Below are 19079 nucleotides of genomic sequence, written 5' to 3'. Positions count from 1 at the left end.
TGCTCACGGCCGACAAGGCCGCTCCGCTCCGATGCTCGGAAACGCACGCCGGCCGTGCCGCTTTGCGGCACTCTCGCTCACCAGCCCGCATTTCCGGACAGGATCTGATCGGGACTACGCGCTGGGAGTGGTTCGATGCGCGTTTCCTGCGCTTTGCTGCTCCCCACGGCCGACAAGGCCGCTGCGGCTGCGATGCTCGGAAACGCACGCCGGCCGTGCCGCTTTGCGGCACTCTCGCTCACCAGCCCGCATTTCCGGACAGGATCTGATCGGGGCTATGCGCTGGCGGCGATCAGGTGCGCGTTTCCTGCGCTTCGCTGCTCACGGCCATCCAGGCCGCTGCGCTCCGATGCTCGGAAACGCACGCCGGCCGTGCCGCTTTGCGGCACTCTCGCTCACCAGCCCGCATTTCCGGACAGGATCTGATCGGGGCTATGCGCTGGCGGCGATCAGATGCGCGTTTCCTGCGCTTCGGTGCTCCACGGCCGACAAGGCCGCTGCGCTGCGATGTTCGGAAACGCACGCCTTCCGTGCCGCTTTGCGGCACTCTCGCTCACCAGCCCGCATTTCCGGACAGGATCTGATCGGGGCTATGCGCTGGCGGCGATCAGATGCGCGTTTCCTGCGCTTCGGTGCTCCACGGCCGACAAGGCCGCTCCGCTCCGATGCTCGGAAACGCACGCCTTCCGTGCCGCTTTGCGGCACTCTTGCTCACCAGCCCGCATTTCCGGACAGGATTTGATCGGGACTGCGCGCCGGTAGCGATCCAACGCGCGTTTCCTGCGCGTCGGTGCTCGCAGCCGACAAGGCCGCTCCGCTCCGATGCTCGGAAACGCACGCCGGCCGTGCCGCTTTGCGGCACTCTCGCTCACCAGCCCGCATTTCCGGACAGGATCTGATCGGGACTACGCGCTGGGAGTGGTTCGATGCGCGTTTCCTGCGCTTCGGTGCTCCACGGCCGACAAGGCCGCTGCGCTGCGATGTTCGGAAACGCACGCCGGCCGTGCCGCTTTGCGGCACTCTCGCTCACCAGCCCGCATTTCCGGACAGGATCTGATCGGGGCTATGCGCTGACGGTGATCCGACGCGCGTTTCCTGTGCTTCGGTGCTCACGGCCGCAAGGCCGCTCCGCTCCGATGCTCGGAAACGCACGCCTTCCGTGCCGCTTTGCGGCACTCTCGCTCACCAGCCCACCTGTCCGGACAGGATCTGAGAGATTCTGTCCGGGGTTGTGCGCTGGCGGCGATCGGTGGGTGGGGTCAGGCCGAGGAGGGCTCGGGCTGTTCGACCTTGTTCGTCGCTTCGGAGGCTTTCGCTTCGAGCGCCTTCATCTCGGGCACTTCGATGTCGATTTCCAGCATCGACACGCCGGTGCCGCGGTCCATCTTGATCTGGACCTTGTCCTGGTCGATGGCGAGGTGCCGCTTGATGACTTCGAGGATTTCCTCCTGCAGCTTCGCGATCAGCTCGGACTGGCCTTCGCCGGCCACCCGTTCGTGGGCGAGGAGGATCTGCAGGCGGTCGCGGGCGATCGGGGCCGAGGATTTGCGTCCGAACAGGTTTGCCAGAAAGCTCATGCCACGCTCCGCTTGAACAGCCAGTCGAACAGGCCCTTGCGCTCGGTCGGCACGCTGACGTCCAGCTTCTCGCCCTCCAGGCGGCGGATCGCCTCGAAATAGGCCCGAGCCGGGGCGCTGGTCGGATTGGACAACGTGACGGGGGTGCCGAGGTTCGACGCCCGCAGCACTTCCTCGCTTTCCGGGACGATGCCGAGCAGCGGGATGGACAGGATTTCCAGCACGTCGTCGGTGCGCAGCATCTCGCCGCGCGCCGCGCGGGCCGGGTCGTAGCGGGTGAGAAGCAGATGCTTGTCGATCTTCTCGCCCTTTTTCGCGCGTTCGGTGGTGCTGTCCAGCATGCCGATGATGCGGTCGCTGTCGCGCACCGACGAGACTTCGGGATTGGTCACCACGATCGCCTGGTCGGCGTGGTGCATCGCGAGCTGGGCGCCGCGTTCGATCCCGGCGGGGCTGTCGCAGATCACCCAGTCGAATTTCTCGCGCAGTTCCCCGATCACCCGGGCCACGCCCTCGGGGGTCAGCGCGTCCTTGTCGCGGGTCTGCGATGCCGGCAGGATCGACAGGGTTTCGACCCGCTTGTCGCGGATCAGCGCCTGCGCCAGCTTGGCGTCGCCCTGCACGACATTGATCAGGTCGAAGACCACGCGCCGTTCGGCGCCCATGACAAGGTCCAGGTTCCGCAGGCCGACGTCGAAATCGACGACGACGACATTCTTCCCCGTCTGGGCCAGTGCCGCGCCGAGGGCGGCGGTCGAGGTCGTCTTGCCGACTCCGCCCTTTCCGGATGTGACAACCAGCACCTTGGCCATACGCATATTCCCTTGTCTCGATTCGCCGTTCTGCGGCGCCGTAATTGCGTGAGTCTAATGGCGGATATGTGGCAATCGCAACGGGAAAGCGGCCCAGGGGCTGGCCGGGGGCCGGTCGGGGGCTGGTCGGGGGCCGGTCGGGCCCGGCCGGGGCCTAGTCCAGCTTGCGCACCACGATGGTGTCGTCCTGCAGCAGCGCCTGGGCCGGCTTGCCGTGCAGGGTCGCGTCGATGTCCTCGGCGATCATGTAATAGCCGTCGATCGCCAGCAATTCGGCCTTCATCGCCTGTGCGAAGATCCGCGCGCCGTCCTGTCCGCCCATGCCGGCGATGACCCGCCCGCGCAGCGTGCCATAGACATGCACCGATCCGCCGGCGGAGATTTCGGCGCCCGACGCCACCGATCCGACGATGATCACATCCCCGTCAGGATGCAGGATCGCCTGTCCCGACCGGATCGGTCCCTCGACGATCAGCGATGCGGCGGCCTGGGACGCGGTGCCCTGGGACGCGGCGGCGGGCGATTCGTCCTCGTCCGGCAGGTCGACCGGGCCCGAGGCCCGTCCGCCCGCGAATCCGTCCGGCCAGTCCCATCCGGCCAGCGCCGGCCAGCCGCGATCGCCGCCTTCGATCGCGATGATCCGCACGCCGCGCGCCAGGAGCGCCGCAAGGAGTCCGTCCAGCCCTTCGGCGTCGGCCGACAGCAGGCCCAGATCGAGAATGATCGGCTTGCCGACGAAGAAGGACGGGGAGCGCGCGATCTGCGCGTCCAGTCCGCGCAGCCAGTCATCGAGCGCCGCCTCGGGCGAGAGCACGAGGGCCAGGAAGGAGCGGCCGCGGGCGCGGATGCGGGGCAGGGGGCTGGATTCGTCGGGCAAGGCGTCACGAACCTTCGGTGGCCAGAACAGGAGGGCGGAACATGAGGGGATTGACGTGAGCTAGCGTGAGAATGGGGCCCTGTCGAGGCAAGGGAGGCTTGGCGAAGCGGGGCGCGATGCAATAAAGCGAGCGGATGCGTATCCTCTATCATCTTCCGCTGTCGCCCTATTCCCGCAAGGTTCGTCTGGTGCTGGGCGAAAAGCGATTGCCGTTCGAACTGATGATGGAGCGGGTGTGGGACCGGCGCCCGGACTATCTGGCGGCCAATCCGGCGTGCACGGTGCCCCTGCTGGTCGAAGAGAACGGGCTGTCGATCCCCGATTCGTCGGTGATCTGCGAATATCTGGAAGAGGCCTATCCCGACACGCCGCTGCTGGGCCGCACCCTGGCCGAGCGGGTCGAGGTGCGGCGTCTGGTCGCGTGGTTCGACCAGAAATTCGCGATCGAGGTCACGCACAACCTGCTGAACGAAAAGGTGCTGAAGCGCATCTCGGGGCGCGGCAATCCCGACGGCAATGCGCTGCGTGCCGGCTATGCCAATATCCGCTATCATCTTTCCTATATCGACTGGCTGGCCGAGACGCGGAAATGGCTGGCCGGGCCCGCGCTGTCGCTGGCCGATTTCGCGGCGGCGGCCCATCTGTCGTGCCTGGATTTCATCAACGACGTGGACTGGTCCAAGGCGCCGGCGGCCAAGGACTGGTATGCGCGGATCAAGTCGCGTCCGTGTTTCCGCTCGCTGCTGAATGACCGGGTGACGGGGATCGTGCCGCCCGACCATTATGCGGACCTCGATTTCTGAGCCCATGGCGTTCTGATCCGATGATGCGGGACGTGGATGCGATCGTCCTGGGGGCCGGCGCCGCCGGGCTGATGACGGCGCTGACGGCGGGGCAGCGCGGGCGGCGCGTCGCGGTGCTGGACCATGCCGACGAGGCCGGGCGGAAGATCCTGATTTCCGGGGGCGGGCGCTGCAATTTTACCAACCTGGATTGCGCCGCCACCCGCTTTCTGTCCGGCAATCCGCATTTCGCCAAATCGGCGCTGGCGCGGTTCGGGCCGGCCGACATCCTGGCGATGATCGAACGGCACAAGATCGCCTGGCACGAGAAGACGCTGGGCCAGCTTTTCTGCGACGGGTCGGCCCGCGCGGTGGTCGCGATGCTGCTGGCGGAATGCGCGGCCGGCGGGGTGACGATCGGCCTGTCGCACCGAATCACCGATGTCAGCCTGTCCGACCGGTTCGTGGTGACCACCGACCGGGGCGTCTATCGCGCGCCCGCGCTGGTGCTGGCGACCGGCGGGCTGTCGATACCCAAGATGGGGGCGAGCGGGCTGTCGCACGCGATCGCCCGGCAGTTCGGCCTGTGCGTGACGGACACCGCGCCGGCGCTGGTGCCGCTGACGCTGGATGCGGCGGCGTGGCCGTGGGTGCGGGAGCTGTCGGGCGTGTCGCTGCCCGTGGCGGCGCGGTGCGGCAAGGCGCGGTTCGACGAGGCGATGCTGTTCACCCATCGCGGGCTGTCGGGTCCGGCGATCCTGCAGATTTCGTCCTATTGGCAGGCGGGGCAGGAGATCTGCCTGGACCTGCTGCCGGAGGTCGACGCCGCCGGGGCGCTGCGGGCGGCCAAGCGGCAGCGGCCGCGGATCGAAGGACGCACCGCGTTGGCGGGGCTGTTGCCGCAGCGGCTTGCGCAGGCGATGGCCGCGCACCATCTGCCTGACGGGCGTCTCGGCGATATTCCCGACGCGGCGCTGAACCGGCTGGGACAGATCCTGTCCCGCTGGGGCCTGACCCCGTCCGGCACCGAGGGCTTCGCCAAGGCCGAGGTGACGCGCGGGGGGATCGACACGCGCGGCCTGTCGTCGCGCACCATGGCGGCGCGGGCGGTTCCGGGCCTCTATGCGGTGGGCGAGGCCGTCGACGTGACGGGTTGGCTGGGGGGCTACAACTTCCAGTGGGCCTGGGCCAGCGGGCATGCGGCGGGATGCGCCATCGCGGAGGCGGCCTGACCGGAAACGCCGGAACAGGGGCCGGACCGGGGATGCGGACCAGGAAGGAAAGGCCACGAGGATGGATGAAACGGGACGGATCGCGCTGGTGACGGGGGCGGTGCGGGGCATCGGCCTGGAGACCGCGCGGCAACTGGGGCGGCAGGGAATGCACGTGCTGGTGGCCGGGCGCCGCCACGACCAGGCGGAGCACGTGGCGCAGCGCCTGCGCGACGAAGGCGTATCGGCCGAGGGCGTCGTGCTGGATATCGGCAATACGGCGCAGCAGATCGCCCTGCGCGACTGGATCGCCGGCACGCATGGGCGGCTGGACGTGCTGGTGAACAATGCCGGCGTGCTGCTGGACCGCGGCCCCGGCGGCGTCGCCCCGCCGCCCTCGGCCACGCCGATCCAGATCCTGCGCGATACGTTCGAGATCAATCTGTTCGCGACCGTGCAACTGACGCAGATCCTGCTGCCGCTGATCCTGAAGTCGAAGGCCGGGCGGATCGTGAACCTGTCGAGCATCCTGGGTTCGCTGGGCGAGCACAGCAACCCGGCATCGTCGATCTATGGCAAGCTGACCTTTGCCTATGACGCGTCGAAGACGGCGCTGAACGCCTTTACCGTGCATCTGGCGCATGAGCTGAAGGATACCGGGATCAAAGTGAATTCGGCCCATCCCGGCTGGGTCCGCACCGAGATGGGGGGCGAGGCCGCGCCGCTGGACGTGGCGGCGGGCGCCCTGACCAGCGTGCGCCTGGCGACCCTGCCGGATGACGGGCCGACCGGGGGATTCTTCCATATGGACCGTTCGCTTCCCTGGTAGCGGGCCGGCATCCGTTCCGGGTGGTGCATTCGAGACAGGAGGGTGTGATGCGAAAGATGGATCGCGATATGGTGCGGCCGGGTGGACGCTGGCCGGTCCTGTTGCTGCTGGGCGGGCTGGCGCTGCTGCCCGCCGGGTGCGAGGGCGTGGCGCAATCCTATCCGCCGGGTGAGCCCGGCGTTGTCGCGGGATATGGCTATATGTGCCGGGCGGGCGTCTATAGCTGCCGGCTGCCGACCCAGGTGCCGCTGGGCAGCACGTGTTCGTGTCCCGCACTGGGGGCGCCGTCCTGGGGGAATGTGCATTAGAGCATCATCCGACCGGATGGACTCATCCGCTCGGATAAAGATGCTCGTTAAAACAATAAGCTAGAGCCATATCCGTGAACCAGTGTGAATGGATATGGCTCTAGGGTCTGTGGGGATTTGGGATTCCCATTTTAGCGGAGATGTGATTCACCCTCTGGATGGATCGCTTAGTACTGACCGATGCCCAATGGGCGAAGATAGAACCGCATTGCCTGGGTAAGCTGTCTGATCCCGGACGCAGTGGCCGCGACAACCGGCTATTCATTGAGGCGGTTCTTTGGATTGTCCGAACAGGCAGCCCATGGCGGGACCTTCCTGCCACATTCGGCAACTGGAATACGGCATTCCGTCGGTTTCGTGATTGGCGCGAAGCCGATGTTTTCAAGCGGATTTTTGATGCCTTGTCGGGAGACCCCGACATGGAATACGCCATGGTTGATGCCACTATCGTCAAGGTCCACCGGCACGGCCAAGGCGCAAAAGGGGGACTCAGAGCCAGGCCATTGGTCGTTCCAAAGGCGGGATAACGACCAAGATCCTGGCCCTGACCGATGCCTTGGGCAACCTTGTTCGCTTCAAACTGCTACCGGGGAACCGCTACGACACGATCGGCGTCGCCCCTTTGATCGATGGCATCAACTTCGAAGCCCTGCTGGGCGACAAGGCCTTTGATGCCAACTGGATCATCGAAGAACTCGACCAGCGAGGAGCGAAAGTCGTCATCTCACAACGGTCACAGCGCAAGAACCCGCGCGCCATTGACGAAGAGATATGCAAATGGCGTCACCTGATCGAGAACTTCTTCTGCAAACTCAAGGAGTTCAAGCGCATCGCCATGCGAGCCTGCAAAACCGACCGGAGCTTCGAGGCGATGATATATCTCGCCGCAGGTGTCATCAACTCACGTTAAATCCCCACAGACCCTAGTGTCCTGCCCGAGAAATTCTTATGAGAATTTCTCGGATCAGCAGGCCACTAAAATATTGATTCTAGTGTCCTTTCGATTCCGAAATTCGCTTGCGAATTTCGGAATCGGGACACTAGGTCGTTGCCGGCCCGAACGAGGGGTCGGATGGCGGTATGACAGGCGGGCGCTGCCGGTTTGGCCGGGAGCGCCCGCATGGTATCTGGCGTGATGTATTTGGCGCGATGTATCTGGCGCGATCCTGGCGACCGGGTACCATGATGTGATGCGGATGGACGGGACGTGATGGCGGGCAGGCGGGATGAACCGGATGAGGGCGATCTGTTCGGCGCGCCCGCGCCGCGGCAGGACGAGGCGGTACGCGGTGCTGCGCCCGAAGCCGCGCCGCGCCGGGGGCGGCCGCCGGCCCGGACGCAGCCTCTGGCCGACCGGCTGCGCCCCGCCGCGCTGGACGAGGTGGTGGGCCAGGACCATCTGCTGGGCCCGGACGGCGCGCTGCGCCGCATGCTGGAGCGCGGATCGCTGGCCAGCCTGATCCTGTGGGGCGGGCCGGGCGTGGGCAAGACGACGATTGCACGCCTGCTGGCCGATGCGGCGGGGTTGCGCTTCGTGCAGCTTTCGGCGGTATTTTCCGGTGTCGCGGACCTCAAGCGCGCCTTCGACGATGCCCGGCGCCTGGCCGAGGCCGGGCGCGGCACGCTGCTGTTCGTCGATGAGATCCATCGCTTCAACCGCGCGCAGCAGGATGGTTTCCTGCCGGTGGTCGAGGACGGGACGGTGATCCTGGTGGGCGCGACGACCGAGAACCCGTCCTTCGCCCTGAACGGCGCGCTGCTGTCGCGCTGCCAGGTGCTGGTGCTGCGCCGGCTGGATGACGAGGCGCAGGAGCGTCTGCTGCGCCGGGCCGAGGCCGAGTGCGGGCACGAACTGCCGCTGACCGCCGAAGGGCGCGCCACGCTGCGTGCCATGGCCGATGGCGACGGGCGCTATCTGCTGAACATGGTCGAGCAGGTGCTGGCGGTGAAGGCCGAGCGGCCGCTGGACGCGCAGGGCCTGTCCGGCCTGCTGGCCCGCCGGGCGATGCTGTACGACAAGGACCGCGAGGAACATTACAACCTGATCTCGGCCTTGCATAAATCGTTGCGCGGCTCGGACCCGGATGCGGCGCTGTACTGGTTTGCCCGCATGCTCGATGGCGGGGAGGATCCGCGCTATATCGCCCGACGCCTGACCCGTTTCGCGGCCGAGGATGTCGGCATGGCCGACCCGCAGGCGCTGCCCCTGGCGATCGCGGCGTGGGAGACGTACGAGCGGCTGGGGTCGCCCGAGGGCGAGCTGGCGCTGGCGCAACTGGTGGTGCATCTGGGCACCGCGCCGAAATCGAACGCGGTCTATGCGGCCTACAAGGCCGCGCGGCGCGTGGCGAAATCGACCGGCAGCCTGATGCCGCCGGCCCATATCCTGAACGCGCCCACCGGATTGATGAAGGATCTGGGCTATGGCCGCGGCTATGCGGACGATTATGCGGACATCTATGCCGATGCGCATCCCGATGCCGGACAGCGGGGCGCCTTACGCGGCTTTTTCCCCGACGGGATGGCGCGCCAGCAATTCTACCAGCCTTTCGACCGCGGGTTCGAGCGGGAGATCGGCAAGCGCCTGGAACATTGGGCGCGCCTGCGCGAGCGGGGGCGCGAACAGGGGCGCGAACAGAAGAAAGACGCGTAGGGCACGCGTCACCTCCGAGCCAGGGCGCGTTCGGCCCGTGGGAAAATCGGTCCGGAACCTGGCTTTCCTGGCTGCGACGGCTGGACAGTCGGAGCAGACTGCGGGAAAGCCGTCAGTCATGAGTGTTGTGACCCTGACCGTCAGCGAGGACGAGGCCGATATCCGCCTGGATCGCTGGTTCCGCCGCCATTACCCGCACCTGACCCAGGGCGCGCTGCAGAAGCTGTGCCGCACCGGGCAGGTGCGCGTGGACGGCAGGCGCGCCGAGACCTCGACCCGTCTGGCGCCGGGCCAGGCGGTGCGCGTGCCGCCCATTCCCGATGCCGCGCGCCCGGCCCCGCCGCCGCGCCCGCAACTGGATGCGCGCCTGATCCGCGAAATCCGCGGCATGGTGATCTATAGCGACGACCAGGTGATCGTGCTGAACAAGCCCGCCGGCCTGCCGGTGCAGGGCGGGCCGGGGATCACCCATCATGTCGATGCCATGCTGGACGGGCTGAAGGCGCAGGAGGACGATCCGCGTCCGCGCCTGGTGCACCGGATCGACCGCGACACGTCGGGCCTGCTGCTGCTGGCGCGCACGCCGGGCGTGGCGGCGAAGCTGGCCGCCGCGTTTCGCGGCCGCGACGTCCGCAAGACCTATTGGGCCGTGGTGGTCGGACGGCCGACGCCCGCCAGCGGAGTGATCGACCAGCCGCTGGCCCGGCTGGGCGCGGGGCCGGGCGCGCTGACGGTCGTCGCCTCGCGCAAGGACGAGGACGCGGCGCATGCACTGTCGGAATATGAGGTGCTGGACGCCGCGGGGCGCAAGATGTCCTGGCTGGCGCTGTCGCCGCTGACCGGCCGCACGCACCAGTTGCGCGTGCATTGCGAGGCCCTGGGCACGCCGATCCTGGGCGATCCCAAATATGGTGGCGCGGCCGCGCATCCCGAAGGGTTCACCGACCAACTGCACCTGCATGCCCGCGCGCTGGACCTGCCGCACCCGGCCGGCGGGCGGCTGGTGGTCACGGCGGAATTGCCGCCGCATATGCGCGATACCTTCCGGCAGCTCGGCTTCTCGGCCGGCAGCACGCCGTCGCCCAGGCGTGGTTGAAGCCGGCGTGGTTGAAGCCGGATTTCGGGACGAGACGGTGGAGGGGCGAGGATGACGGGGTCGGGGATGGAGCCGGGCAGGGGGCAGGGCAGTGGGTCGGGCCGGGGGCCGGGGCGCGCGGCGCGGCGGGGACGGGGCTGGCTGCTGGCCGCGTCCGTGATCGCCGTGCTGGCGTTGGGGGGAGGCGCGATCGCGGCGCGCACGATGATCGACCCCGACGCCCTGCGGCAGGTCGTGGCGCAGGCGGTGTGGCGCCAGACCGGGCGCACCCTGCATGTCGGGTCGGTCGCGGTGCATGTCCTGCCCTATCCCTCGGTCACGGTCGACGACGTGGCGTTGTCGGACATGCCGGGCGGCGCGCGGGCGAACATGCTGAGCGCGGCCTCGCTGCAGGCGCGCCTGGCGCTGCTGCCGCTGCTGCGGCACGAGATCCGGCTGGAGGATGTCCGGCTGGCGCATCCCGACCTGCTGGTCGAACGGTTGGCCGACGGGCGGGCGAACTGGCAGATGCGGCCGTTGCCCGCATCTGCATCCGCACCTGGGCCCGCACCTGGGTCCGAGTCCGTGCCGGGCGGGGCAGGCGGACCGTCCGCCGCGCCGCGCTGGCGGGTGCGGATCGGCAGCGTGCGGGTGCAGGATGCGGTCCTGACCTGGGACGACCGGGAGGCCCATGCGACGGGCGCGGTGGCGGTCGATCGCCTGCTGCTGGACGGTCTGGCGGGGGATGCGCCGACGATCGATCTGCGGGGCCATCGTCCGGCCGATGCCGGAGTGGTCTTCACGCTGCTGGGCCATGTCGGGCGGCTGGCCGCGCCGTTGCCGGATGCGTGGCCGGTACGGCTGTACGCCACGCTGGAGATCGCGGGCGTGCGGCAGGGCGACGCCACGCTGGACGGCAGCCTGTCCGATCCCGCCCGTCTGCGCGGCTATGATGTCGCCGTGCGGGGCAATCTGGGGCAACTGGCGGCGCTGAACCGGCTGTTCGTGCATGCGGGGCTGCCCGCAGTGCGGGACATCGTGCTGGACGCCCGCATCGTCGATCTGTCCGCCGGCGGTCCGGCGGCGCCCGGCCTGCGGTACCTGCATCTGCGGGCCGGGGCGGCGGATATCGGGGCGTGGGTGCCCGGCCTGCATCTGGGCCATCTGGCGCTGGACGCGCCGACGCCGGCCGATCATCTGGCGGTGCAGGCCGCCGGCGCCTATGACGGCCGGCCGTTCGACCTGCAGGGCGCGCTGGGCACGCTTGCGGAGATTCGGGCGGCGGTCGGCACCCGCCTGGGCACGGCCCTGCCGGTGGACCTGACGCTGCGCCAGGGTGGCGCCAGCCTGAAGGCCGGCGGCAGCATCGGCGGTGCGCAATCGGCGCTGGACCTGCACATGACGGCGGACCGGCTGGCCCTTCCCGGCGGCCGGGCGCTGGACCGGCTGACCGCCGATGCGCATCTGGCGGCGCGGGGCGGGGAGGAGGTCCAACTGTCCGGCCTGCGGCTGGATGCGGCCCAGTTGGCGCTGGCCGGCGACCTGACCCTGGCGCGCCATGCCGGCACGAATGGGCTGCCGCTGCTGACGGGCCGGGTGCGCGCCGCGCGCCTGGATCTGGACGCGCTGCGCCCGGCCGGGCCCGTGGCGGAGGGGGCTTCGGAAACGGCTGCGCCGCCCGCGCCCGCCCCGGCTTCGGGGTCGGTCCCGGCGGAGCAGGTGGCGGCGCTGCCGTTCGGGCGGCTGCATCTGCTGGATGGCGACCTGGACCTGTCGGCGGCGCAGATGCGGCTGGGCGGCGAGACCTATCGCGATGCCCAGGCGCATATCGCCCTGCATGGCGGGCGCCTGGCCGTCGATCCGCTGCGGGCGGACGGGACGGATCGCCGGGTGAACGGCACCCTGACCATTGACGATTCGGGGGCCGGAACCGGGGCGGTGCCGCGCCTGTCGGCCAGCCTGGGGTCGCTGGTCGTGCCGGCGGAATGGGCGGCGGTGCAGGCCGGCATGCCGCCGTACCTGCATGGCGCGCTGCAACTGGTCGGCACGCTGGAGGCCCAGGGGCGGGACCGGGCGGCGCTGCGGGAGTCCTTGACCGGGCATCTGGGCCTGTCGCTGGTCAATGGCCAGATCGACGGCAGGGCGCTGGGCGCGCTGCTGGGGCCGGCGGCGGGGGCCGCGCAGGATTCGGCGGCCGGCCTGCGCTGCCTGGCGGTGCATATGGGCCTGGCGGACGGGCGGGCGGCGCTGGACACGATCGGCATGCAGACCTATCGCCTGTCGGTGACCGGGCATGGCACGATCGGCCTGGCCGACCAGGCGCTGGACCTGCATCTGCTGCCGCAGGTGCTGATCGGCGGAACCGGCGCCGCGATGCCGGTGGCGGTGGGCGGCACGGTGCAGGCGCCCCGGCCGCGCATGGATCGCGTCGGGCCCCAGCAGCGTTTCACCCTGAGCATCGGCCCGTCCTCGGCCGTCGCCGATCCGTGCCCGGCCGCGTTGCAGGCCGCGCGCGAGGGCCAGCCGGGGCCGTCGCCGGGCGCGGCGCCCAAGGCCAAGGCGCCGAAGGCCCTGGATTTCCTGCGTGGCCTGGGATTGTTCCGATGACCGATGGCAAGGATGCCGCCGCGCCCGCCGCGCGCCGCCGTTTCTGGGACCGGGCGGAGGCGGTGGCCCAGCCGGAGGGGTTTGCCGTCCAGTTGGACGGACGTCCGGTACGCCTGCCGGGCGGGGCGGCCCTGCGGGTTGCCAGCCCGGCCCTGGCCACGGCCCTGGCGGCCGAATGGCAGGCGGCCGGCGGCGGGGCGAAGGGCGGGGAATTTACGCCGTCCGACCTGAAGCTGACGCGGATCGCGGGCACGATGCTGGAACGGATCGCGCCCGACCGGCAAGCCAGCGTGGCGGCCCTGGCGGGATACGCGGCGGGGGACCTGCTGTGCTATCGCGTGCATTCGCCCGCGCTGCTGGCCGAGCGCCAGCGGCAGGAATGGGATCCGTGGCTGGATTGGCTGCGCGCGCGTCACGGCATCGCCCTGGCGGTGACCTATGGCGTCATGCCGGTCGAACAGCCGCCGGAGGCGTTGGCGCGCGTGCGCGGGTTGCTGGAATCGCTGTCCGACGGGGTGTTGGCGGCGCTGGGCGTTGCCGTGCCCGCCCTGGGGAGTCTGGTGCTGGGGCTGGCGCTGGCCGAGGGGCGGCTGAGCGCCGAACAGGCGACATCCTGCGCCACGCTGGACGAGCGGACCCAGATGGAGATCTGGGGCTATGACGCCCAGCAGGCCGAGCGCCTGGCCGCCCTGGGACGCGACGTCGCCGATGCCGTGTCGTTCCTGCGACTGGTGGACGCGAAGGGCGGCGAATCAGTCCCGCCGGCCATTGATCTGCCATAAAAAGCCGGCACTTGGCGCCTTGCGCTCTGATACCAAGCCGAACACTCCGTTACACAGGCTTGCGGTAGAAGGGCGGTAGACCATTTAGCGGTGAAGGCAGGAGTGTCGCATGGCTTCGATCGATTGGCGCCCCTTATCCGAACTGTCCGCCCTGAACGCGCACGAGTTGGATTTCCGTCCGGGCAAGGCGCAGGGTGGCCTCTCCGCGTCGCGCAGGACGAAGCAGCGCGTGGGCCAGATCGTCGCGACCTGCGCCATGGGGGCGTGGGTGCTGCTGGCGGTCGTGCCCGTCGTGGTCGTCATCATGGCGATCGGCGGCTGAGGCGCCTCGGCGGGCCCCTGTCGGGCCCGCCGTAATTCGGATCAGGGCACCAGCACGGTGGCGCAGGCGGTGCAGGCGATGCCTTCCTCGCGGCCGGTGAAGCCCAGCCGTTCGGATGTCGTGGCCTTGACGGAGATCCGGTCGATCTCGACCTCCAGCAGGTCGGCCAGGCGCTGGCGCATCGCCTGGGCGTGCGGGCCGATCTTGGGCCGTTCGCAGATCAGCGTCACGTCGGCGTTCACCAGCATGCCGCCGCGTTCGCGAATCCGCCATCCGGCATGGACCAGGAAGCGGGCGCTGTCGGCGTCCTTCCATTCTTCCTGGCTGGGCGGGAAATGCCGGCCGATATCGCCCTCGGCCAGCGCGCCGTAGATCGCGTCGCACAGCGCATGGATGCCCACGTCGGCGTCGGAATGCCCGGCCAGGCCGCGATCGTGCGGCACCTGGATGCCGCACAGGATCAGCGGGCGGTTTTCGGCGAAGGCATGGACGTCGTAGCCGACGCCCGTGCGCGGCAGCAATGTCGGACCGATCAGGCGTTCCAGCCGCATGAGATCCTCCTTGTAGGTCAGTTTGATATTGTCTTCCGAGCCGGGCACCAGCGCCACGGTGTGGCCGGCGGCCTCGAGCAGGGCGGCGTCGTCGGTCGCGTCGCACGCCGCAGCACCCCGGTGCAGGTCGCGCAGCAGCGCGAAGCGGAAACCCTGCGGCGTCTGGGCGCGGTACAGGTCGTCGCGCGGTACCGTGCCGTCGATCAGCCCGTTGCGCCCGCGCTTGATCGTGTCGGCCACCTGGACGGCCGGAATCGCGCCGGGGTGATGGGCCAGCGCGGCGATGACCGCCCGCGTGACCTCGGCCGGCACATAGGGCCGCGCGCCGTCATGCACCAGCACCAGGTCCGGGCGGGCGTCCGGCGGCAGGCGGTCCAGCGCCTCGAGCCCCGCGCGGACGCTTTCCTGGCGCGTGGCGCCGCCGGGCACGGGAGGCAGGACGTCCAGGCCGGTCAGGGCGTCCGCCAGGGCGGCCGGGTCGCCGACGGGTTGGAGCAGGTCGATATGGGGAAGCAGGGCGTCCGCCGCGTGGCGGATGACCGGCCGGCCGGCCAGCGTCAGATACTGCTTGGCGACCGGGGATGCCGCGGTGGCGCTGAAACGGCGGCCGGCGCCGGCGGCGAGAAGGATGGCTGCAACACGCATGGCGGAGCAATGGGGCGCCAGGTTTCCGCCGTCAAGCGCAACCGAGGCCGCATGGGCGAATTTCGGAAGCGGGATACGCGCGGGATGCAGCCATCGCGATTGCGTGACGCGGAGAGTTTATATACTGTGCTCAAATCCTAAGCATCTATGCTGCATTTTTTATCCATTCGGGATGCCGCGCGATGTGCCGGGTTTGGAATCTGACAGCCCAAGCGGGGATCATGCCGTCCATGTCGTCCGAATTGCTACGCCCCATCGATCTGGGTGGGGGGGTGGTGTTGCGCACCCCGGTCATCCTTGCGCCGATGTCGGGCGTGACGGACCTGCCGTTCCGTCGGCTGGCGCGGCGGCTGGGGGCCGGGCTGGTCGTGTCCGAGATGATCGCGTCCTGGGCGATGGTGCGCGAAAACGACGCCACGCTGCGCATGGCCGAGGTCGCGGACGAGGAGGGGCCCAACGCCGTCCAGCTTGCGGGGTGCGAGCCCGAGGCGATGGCGCAGGCGGCGCGGATCGCGGTCGATCGCGGCGCGGACATGGTCGACATCAATTTCGGCTGCCCGGTCAAGAAGGTCGCGGTGGGGCAGCAGGCGGGATCGGCCCTGATGCGCGACGAGGTCCTGGCCGGCCGGCTGCTGGAGGCGGTGGTGCGCGCGGTCGACGTGCCGGTGACGCTGAAGATGCGCATGGGCTGGGACCATGCCAGCCTGAACGCCCCGGTGCTGGCGCGGATCGCCGAGCGGACCGGCATCCGCATGGTCACGGTGCATGGGCGCACGCGGCAGCAATTCTATACCGGCACCGCGGACTGGGCCTTCGTCCGGCGGGTGAAGGACGCGGTTTCGCTGCCGGTGATCGTCAATGGCGACATCCTGACGGTGGAGGACGCGCGCACCGCGCTGGCGCAGTCGGGGGCGGACGGGGTGATGATCGGGCGGGGATGCTATGGCCGGCCGTGGTTCCCGGCCCAGGTGGCCCGGGCGCTGGGCACGGGCGAGGCGGTCGCCGATCCCGACCTGGCGACCGAGAAGGCGATCGTCCTGGAACATTACCATATGATGCTGTCGCATTTCGGGGCGCATCCGGGGCTGCGCCTGGCGCGCAAGCATGTATCGTGGTACTCGGCCGGCCTGCCGGATTCGGCGCATTTCCGGGCCGCGATCAACCGGGTGGACCAGGCCGACGTCGCGATCGGGATGATTGCCGATTTCTATGACCGACACATCGCGGCGGGTTCGCGCCGCGAACGATTCGGCGCGGCGGGCGGCCGGAGCATTGCCGACCAGGGCACCGCCGAGGCGGCGTGAGGACGACGATGTCCGTCCATGGCGCCGCGGAAACCGTGCTTGCGCCGCCCGACGGAGGGGCGCTGCTGGATGCGATGCCGATGCCGGTCATGCTGGTGGGCGCCGATAATCGCGTCCGTCACGTCAACAGCGCGGCCGAGCCGTTCTTCGGTGCGTCCAGCCCGCATCTGGTGCAGATGGGGCTGGCCGATCTGCTGGCCGCCGACCATCCGATCTTCCTGCTGGTCGAGCAGGTGCGGCGCGATGGGGTCACCATCGCCGAGCATGAGCTGACGCTGGACGGCCCACGCCTGCACCGCACCGGCATTACCGTCCAGGGCACGCTGGTCGCCGAGGAGCCGGGCGGCGTGCTGCTGACCTTCCACGATTCCTCGGCGGCGCGGGCGCTGGACCGGCAACTGACCTTTCGGTCCGCCGCGCGCAGCGTGTCGGGCATGGCCGCCATCCTGGCGCACGAGGTCAAGAACCCGCTTTCGGGGATCCGGGGCGCGGCCCAGTTGCTGGAAAGCTCGGTGGGCGAGGGCGATCGGGAACTGGCGGTGCTGATCCGCGACGAGGCCGACCGGATCCGCGACCTGGTCGAGCGGATGGAGATGTTCAGCGACAAGCCGCTGGAACGCCGCCCGGTGAACATCCATCGCGTGCTGGAACGGGTGCGGATGCTGGCCGAGCAGGGTTTCGCCAGCGGCGTGCGCATCGTCGAGGAGTATGACCCGTCGCTGCCGCCGGTCTGGGGCAATCGCGACCAACTGGTGCAGGTGCTGCTGAACCTGGTCAAGAACGCGGCCGAGGCCATCATGTCGGGCAACCAGGGCTCTGGTAACCCAGGCCCTGGCAATCAAGGCTCTGGCAACCAAGGCTTGGGCGGCGAGATCATCCTGGGTACCGCCTATCGCCACGGCGTGCGCCTGGCGGTGCCGGGCATGGAGCAGCGGGTCGAGCTGCCGCTGGTCGTTTCGGTGCGCGACAGCGGCCCGGGCATTCCCGAAAGCATCCGCCCGCATCTGTTCGAGCCGTTCCTGACCACCAAGGCCGGCGGCAGCGGGCTGGGGCTGGCGCTGGCGGGCAAGATCATCGACGATCATGGCGGCGTGATCGAGATTGACAGCCGCCCCGGACGGACCGAGGTGCTGCTGCACCTGCCCGTGGTGGCCGAGGGAAAGGACGCGCCCTGATCGCCAAATATGTGCTCGCCAAATCCGCGTCCCGTATCCGCGCATCCTTCGCCGCCGTGATTTTCGTTCCGAGAGATTGAACCCCGCATGCCCTTGCCGACCGTTCTTGTCGCCGACGACGATCGTTCCATCCGCACCGTGCTGAGCCAGGCGCTGGGGCGGGCGGGCTACCAGGTCCGTACCACGGCCAATGCCGCCACGCTGTGGCAGTGGGTCGAGGAAGGCGAGGGCGACCTGGTCATCACCGACGTGGTGATGCCCGACGAAAACGGCCTGGACCTGATCCCGCGCATCAAGCGCGCGCGGCCGGACCTGCGCGTGGTGGTCATGAGCGCGCAATCCACCCTGATCACCGCCGTGAAGGCGGCCCAGCGGGGGGCGTTCGAATATCTGCCCAAGCCCTTCGACCTGAAGGAATTGCTGTCGGTGGTGGAGCGTGCCCTGGCCTCGCCGGCCAGCGCGCTGCCCGAGCCCGCGCCCGCCGATGCCGACGAGCGCATGCCGCTGATCGGCCGTTCGATGGCGATGCAGGACATCTATCGCATCATCGCCCGGCTGACGACGTCGGACCTGACGGTGATGATCAACGGCGAGAGCGGCACGGGCAAGGAACTGGTGGCGCGGGCGCTGCATGATTACGGGCGCCGGCGGGGCGGGCCGTTCGTGGCGGTCAACATGGCGGCCATTCCGCGCGAACTGATCGAAAGCGAGCTGTTCGGCCATGAGCGGGGTGCCTTTACCGGCGCCACCAACCGCACGCCCGGAAGGTTCGAGCAGGCCGCCGGCGGCACCCTGTTCCTGGACGAGATCGGCGACATGCCGCCCGAGGCCCAGACCCGGCTGCTGCGCGTGCTGCAGGAGGGCGAGTTCACCACCGTGGGCGGTCGCCAGCCGATCCGCGCGAATGTGCGCATCGTCGCCGCCACCCACCGCGACCTGCGCCAGGCGATCCGCGCCGGCACATTTCGCGAGGACCTGTATTACCGTCTGAACGTGGTGCCGATCCGCCTGCCGCCGCTGCGCGAGCGGGCCGAGGACATCCCGCTGCTGGCGCGGCATTTCCTGGATCGCAGCCGCGAGGACGGGCTGCCGGTCAAGATGCTGGCCGAGGGCGCGGTCGAACGGCTGCAGGCCGGCCGCTGGCCGGGCAATGTGCGCGAGCTGGAAAACCTGATGCGCCGGCTGGCCGCGCTGTATCCCCAGGAGACGATCACCGCCGAGCTGATCGATTCCGAACTGGCCGAGACGTCGGGCGACCTGCCGGGCGAGGCGCCGCAGGCGGCGTCGCAGGAGCCGCTGGCCGATGCGGTGGCGCGCCATATCCGCCATTTCCTGTCGTCGGGGCAGGACGGCATGCCGCTGCACGACATCTATGACCGGGTGATCGCCGAGGTCGAACGGCCGCTGATCCAGATGACGCTGGCCGCCACGCGCGGCAACCAGATCAAGGCCGCCGCCATGCTGGGGCTGAACCGCAACACGCTGCGCAAGAAGATCCGGGACCTGGAAATTCCAGTCGTCCGGGGCGTAAGCTGACACCCGTGCCGGCGGCGCCGCGTGCCGAGCGTC

General features: G+C 69.3%; 17 protein-coding genes. 13 read left to right on the top strand and 4 right to left on the bottom strand.

Going from position 1 to position 19079, the window contains the following annotated elements; translation table 11 throughout:
• Positions 1 to 1259: 1259 nt before the first annotated feature.
• The 3 genes from minE to minC form a co-directional block, all read right to left on the bottom strand.
• Positions 1260 to 1577, bottom strand: coding sequence for a cell division topological specificity factor MinE (minE, locus tag QN315_RS02465; protein WP_323991351.1), 318 nt, complete (start codon positions 1575 to 1577; stop codon positions 1260 to 1262).
• On the bottom strand, positions 1574 to 2389 hold the full coding sequence (minD, locus tag QN315_RS02460) for a septum site-determining protein MinD (protein WP_176640098.1): 816 nt from the start codon (positions 2387 to 2389) through the stop codon (positions 1574 to 1576). Before minD ends, minE begins: the two co-directional genes overlap by 4 nt.
• Positions 2390 to 2543: 154 nt before the next feature.
• Entirely contained in the window at positions 2544 to 3266 is a 723-nt protein-coding gene (gene minC, locus QN315_RS02455; protein ID WP_323991350.1) for a septum site-determining protein MinC, read from the bottom strand.
• A gap of 134 nt (positions 3267 to 3400) precedes the next feature.
• Here minC and QN315_RS02450 point away from each other — a divergent pair, with 134 nt between their 5' ends.
• The 10 genes from QN315_RS02450 (at position 3401) to QN315_RS02405 (ending at position 13835) form a co-directional block, all read left to right on the top strand.
• Positions 3401 to 4069 carry a glutathione S-transferase family protein gene (locus tag QN315_RS02450; protein WP_176641356.1) on the top strand — a complete coding sequence of 223 codons (669 nt, stop codon included), beginning with the start codon at positions 3401 to 3403 and terminating at the stop codon, positions 4067 to 4069.
• A gap of 23 nt (positions 4070 to 4092) precedes the next feature.
• Complete coding sequence (locus tag QN315_RS02445) at positions 4093 to 5280, top strand: NAD(P)/FAD-dependent oxidoreductase (protein WP_323993777.1); 1188 nt, start codon at positions 4093 to 4095, stop codon at positions 5278 to 5280.
• A 61-nt stretch (positions 5281 to 5341) separates the two neighbouring features.
• Positions 5342 to 6088, top strand: a complete 747-nt coding sequence (locus tag QN315_RS02440; protein WP_323991349.1) for an SDR family oxidoreductase — start codon at positions 5342 to 5344, stop codon at positions 6086 to 6088.
• A 47-nt stretch (positions 6089 to 6135) separates the two neighbouring features.
• Entirely contained in the window at positions 6136 to 6396 is a 261-nt protein-coding gene (locus QN315_RS02435; protein WP_246285665.1) for a hypothetical protein, read from the top strand.
• 158 nt (positions 6397 to 6554) lie between these two features.
• Positions 6555 to 7306 (top strand): IS5 family transposase gene (locus QN315_RS02430; RefSeq protein ID WP_323991348.1). Its coding sequence is split into 2 segments (ribosomal slippage): positions 6555 to 6885 and positions 6885 to 7306, totalling 753 coding nucleotides; the frame shifts between segments, so codons are not numbered across the junction.
• A 300-nt stretch (positions 7307 to 7606) separates the two neighbouring features.
• Positions 7607 to 9049: a replication-associated recombination protein A gene (locus QN315_RS02425; RefSeq protein ID WP_323991347.1), complete on the top strand. Its 1443-nt coding sequence runs from the start codon at positions 7607 to 7609 to the stop codon at positions 9047 to 9049.
• 118 nt (positions 9050 to 9167) lie between these two features.
• Positions 9168 to 10145 (top strand): RluA family pseudouridine synthase, encoded by a 978-nt coding sequence (locus QN315_RS02420; RefSeq protein ID WP_323991346.1) that lies wholly within the window; start codon positions 9168 to 9170, stop codon positions 10143 to 10145.
• Positions 10146 to 10196: 51 nt separating this feature from the next.
• Positions 10197 to 12731, top strand: coding sequence for an AsmA family protein (locus QN315_RS02415; RefSeq protein WP_323991345.1), 2535 nt, complete (start codon positions 10197 to 10199; stop codon positions 12729 to 12731).
• On the top strand, positions 12728 to 13513 hold the full coding sequence (locus QN315_RS02410; protein WP_323991344.1) for an ATP12 family protein: 786 nt from the start codon (positions 12728 to 12730) through the stop codon (positions 13511 to 13513). Before QN315_RS02415 ends, QN315_RS02410 begins: the two co-directional genes overlap by 4 nt.
• A gap of 109 nt (positions 13514 to 13622) precedes the next feature.
• A complete protein-coding gene (locus QN315_RS02405; RefSeq protein ID WP_323991343.1) occupies positions 13623 to 13835 on the top strand; it encodes a hypothetical protein in 213 nt (70 codons plus the stop codon).
• A 41-nt stretch (positions 13836 to 13876) separates the two neighbouring features.
• Here QN315_RS02405 and QN315_RS02400 read toward each other — a convergent pair whose 3' ends face one another.
• A complete protein-coding gene (locus QN315_RS02400; RefSeq protein ID WP_323991342.1) occupies positions 13877 to 15031 on the bottom strand; it encodes a bifunctional 2-C-methyl-D-erythritol 4-phosphate cytidylyltransferase/2-C-methyl-D-erythritol 2,4-cyclodiphosphate synthase in 1155 nt (384 codons plus the stop codon).
• A gap of 230 nt (positions 15032 to 15261) precedes the next feature.
• Between QN315_RS02400 and dusB the strand changes: the two genes are divergently transcribed.
• The 3 genes from dusB to ntrC all read left to right on the top strand — a co-directional run bounded on the left by dusB (position 15262) and on the right by ntrC (position 19046).
• Positions 15262 to 16335, top strand: coding sequence for a tRNA dihydrouridine synthase DusB (gene dusB / locus QN315_RS02395; RefSeq protein WP_323991341.1), 1074 nt, complete (start codon positions 15262 to 15264; stop codon positions 16333 to 16335).
• Positions 16336 to 16343: 8 nt separating this feature from the next.
• Positions 16344 to 17510 (top strand): ATP-binding protein, encoded by a 1167-nt coding sequence (locus QN315_RS02390; RefSeq protein ID WP_323991340.1) that lies wholly within the window; start codon positions 16344 to 16346, stop codon positions 17508 to 17510.
• An 87-nt stretch (positions 17511 to 17597) separates the two neighbouring features.
• The gene (gene ntrC / locus QN315_RS02385; protein ID WP_176640068.1) at positions 17598 to 19046 is read left to right on the top strand and encodes a nitrogen regulation protein NR(I); all 1449 of its coding nucleotides are present in this window, start codon (positions 17598 to 17600) and stop codon (positions 19044 to 19046) included.
• Positions 19047 to 19079 lie beyond the last annotated feature (33 nt).

Origin of the sequence: Nguyenibacter sp. L1, assembly GCF_035199985.1 — a bacterium.
Classification (GTDB): domain Bacteria; phylum Pseudomonadota; class Alphaproteobacteria; order Acetobacterales; family Acetobacteraceae; genus Gluconacetobacter; species Gluconacetobacter vanlangensis.
This window is presented reverse-complemented; position numbering and strand designations above follow the sequence as displayed.

What these genes read in the sequence shown, in the direction of transcription:
- QN315_RS02445 (WP_323993777.1), top strand. Translation starts at nt 4,093, where the DNA reads ATGCGGGACGTGGATGCGATCGTCCTGGGGGCCGGCGCCGCCGGGCTG.
- QN315_RS02410 (WP_323991344.1), top strand. Translation starts at nt 12,728, where the DNA reads ATGACCGATGGCAAGGATGCCGCCGCGCCCGCCGCGCGCCGCCGTTTC.
- QN315_RS02435 (WP_246285665.1), top strand. Translation starts at nt 6,136, where the DNA reads ATGCGAAAGATGGATCGCGATATGGTGCGGCCGGGTGGACGCTGGCCG.
- QN315_RS02405 (WP_323991343.1), top strand. Translation starts at nt 13,623, where the DNA reads ATGGCTTCGATCGATTGGCGCCCCTTATCCGAACTGTCCGCCCTGAAC.
- QN315_RS02400 (WP_323991342.1), bottom strand. Translation starts at nt 15,031, where the DNA reads ATGCGTGTTGCAGCCATCCTTCTCGCCGCCGGCGCCGGCCGCCGTTTC.
- QN315_RS02425 (WP_323991347.1), top strand. Translation starts at nt 7,607, where the DNA reads ATGGCGGGCAGGCGGGATGAACCGGATGAGGGCGATCTGTTCGGCGCG.
- QN315_RS02440 (WP_323991349.1), top strand. Translation starts at nt 5,342, where the DNA reads ATGGATGAAACGGGACGGATCGCGCTGGTGACGGGGGCGGTGCGGGGC.
- dusB (WP_323991341.1), top strand. Translation starts at nt 15,262, where the DNA reads ATGTCGTCCGAATTGCTACGCCCCATCGATCTGGGTGGGGGGGTGGTG.
- QN315_RS02415 (WP_323991345.1), top strand. Translation starts at nt 10,197, where the DNA reads ATGACGGGGTCGGGGATGGAGCCGGGCAGGGGGCAGGGCAGTGGGTCG.
- QN315_RS02420 (WP_323991346.1), top strand. Translation starts at nt 9,168, where the DNA reads ATGAGTGTTGTGACCCTGACCGTCAGCGAGGACGAGGCCGATATCCGC.
- ntrC (WP_176640068.1), top strand. Translation starts at nt 17,598, where the DNA reads ATGCCCTTGCCGACCGTTCTTGTCGCCGACGACGATCGTTCCATCCGC.
- minE (WP_323991351.1), bottom strand. Translation starts at nt 1,577, where the DNA reads ATGAGCTTTCTGGCAAACCTGTTCGGACGCAAATCCTCGGCCCCGATC.
- minD (WP_176640098.1), bottom strand. Translation starts at nt 2,389, where the DNA reads ATGGCCAAGGTGCTGGTTGTCACATCCGGAAAGGGCGGAGTCGGCAAG.
- QN315_RS02390 (WP_323991340.1), top strand. Translation starts at nt 16,344, where the DNA reads ATGTCCGTCCATGGCGCCGCGGAAACCGTGCTTGCGCCGCCCGACGGA.
- QN315_RS02450 (WP_176641356.1), top strand. Translation starts at nt 3,401, where the DNA reads ATGCGTATCCTCTATCATCTTCCGCTGTCGCCCTATTCCCGCAAGGTT.